The 1,459-nt window shown below is 50.7% G+C and carries 4 protein-coding genes; 2 read left to right on the top strand and 2 right to left on the bottom strand.

Annotation, left to right across the window (positions count from 1 at the left end; all coding sequences use genetic code 11):
- The coding region (locus IV91_RS19950) for an antitoxin MazE family protein (RefSeq protein ID WP_150112502.1) at positions 1–116 on the bottom strand (116 nt) is incomplete at its 3' end.
- 234 nt (positions 117–350) lie between these two features.
- On the opposite strand from IV91_RS19950, the gene IV91_RS0114980 reads away from it, so the two are divergent.
- Complete coding sequence (locus IV91_RS0114980) at positions 351–689, top strand: type II toxin-antitoxin system RelE/ParE family toxin (protein WP_031599590.1); 339 nt, start codon at positions 351–353, stop codon at positions 687–689.
- Positions 686–1,000, top strand: coding sequence for a helix-turn-helix domain-containing protein (locus tag IV91_RS0114985; RefSeq protein ID WP_031599591.1), 315 nt, complete (start codon positions 686–688; stop codon positions 998–1,000). The genes IV91_RS0114980 and IV91_RS0114985 overlap by 4 nt, the downstream gene beginning before the upstream one ends.
- Before the next feature lie 264 nt (positions 1,001–1,264).
- Here IV91_RS0114985 and IV91_RS19440 read toward each other — a convergent pair.
- On the bottom strand, positions 1,265–1,459 hold a 195-nt coding region (locus IV91_RS19440), incomplete at its 5' end, for a hypothetical protein (protein WP_233418509.1).

Genomic DNA, 1,459 nt, shown 5'->3' on the forward strand with positions numbered 1-1,459 from the left:
TCCTCAGCGAAGTCCGGCCGTCGTGTATCCGGCACCCAAATTTGAATCGGTCGCAGGCCAGCCATGCGCAACGTATCACGGTGTCTCTGAACTCGTGTATTCACATGTGTTGCCATTTCATCCCCACGGAGTCGTTACATGCAACATTTTAGTTGCATTCGTCGTTACATGCAACACATGTTATTCGAACGCAGCGACAGGTTCATGTCGACAATCAGTCTCATGCCATGGCTAGCATGCCCCTGGCTTCTGCTTCGCTTTCGCCACCGGACATGCAACCGGCTTCATTCCCACGGGATGGACAGTTCCATACCATTGCTTAATGTACGTGGATTGCGTATAGTTAAAGCATGAAAGCCCTGTTTGTCGAGTTGCCCTCCTTTGCCAGATTCAGGGCCGATTACCTGAGTGATGATAGTTTCCGCGCCCTTCAAAACACTCTGATGAAGAACCCGGAGGCTGGCGACATTATTGAAGGCAGCGGTGGTTTGCGCAAACTGCGTCACGCTGATGTCAAACGAGGCAAAGGAAAGCGTGGTGGGTTGCGCGTGATCTACTTCTGGTGGAATGCTGGTCGGCAATTCTGGCTTTTCACCCTATACGACAAGAATGAAATGGATGACCTGACCATGAAGGGAAAGGGGCTACTCAGGGACATGCTAAAACTTGAATTGGAGGAAAGGCGATGAAAAATCGAAATCTGTTTGCTGAGATTGCCGAGGGTTTCAATGCGTTGGCAGAGGAGCGCGCTGGAAAGCGTACGCTACGTACTCACGAGGTCGACATGATTCCGACATCAGAGGTTACTGCGGATGAATTGTTGGCTTTGCGGGAAAAGTTGAACCTATCTCGACCGGTTTTCGCACGCTATCTGCGCACTAACCCGCGTACCCTTGAAAACTGGGAACAGGGTCGCGCCCGTCCCAATGCCCAGGCTGCCTTGTTGATCCGCCTCGTCGAGCGTTATCCAGATACCATGGAACGTCTCGCAACGGTGTGACCCCTACTACCCGGAAAGGTGGGAGAGAAATTTAACAAATTTATTGACATAAATCAAATTTTCAGGCAAACTGAACATACCGAGCAACGGTGTGCTCAAGAACCCTTAAATAGGGGGTTATCATGGGATACTTCGGACATGAGATGTTGGTCTGGGTAGAAATTCTTTCGGTCTTTGGTTTTGCAGTGTTGGTTACCATATTGGACACTGTGGAGTGGGACAGTTGTATTGAACAAGACAAAGCCGACCTTGTCCATCATTGATTTACCTGTGGATGACGCAAACTATCCCTTGCCTGTCAGCGTGGGATGCGGGGGTCAAAAAGACCTCCTGTTTGACATCCTCCCCGCCCTCAGCTTTTGGCTGCCGTGCAAGCACGGGAAGGGTAGGGATTCCTGATCTACGAAGACCAGCCGCATATCCCTTGCGAGAGATGTTTCCTGCTTCAACGCGAGAGGT

This window comes from Ferrovum myxofaciens (genome assembly GCF_000735045.1).
Lineage (GTDB): Bacteria > Pseudomonadota > Gammaproteobacteria > Burkholderiales > Ferrovaceae > Ferrovum > Ferrovum myxofaciens.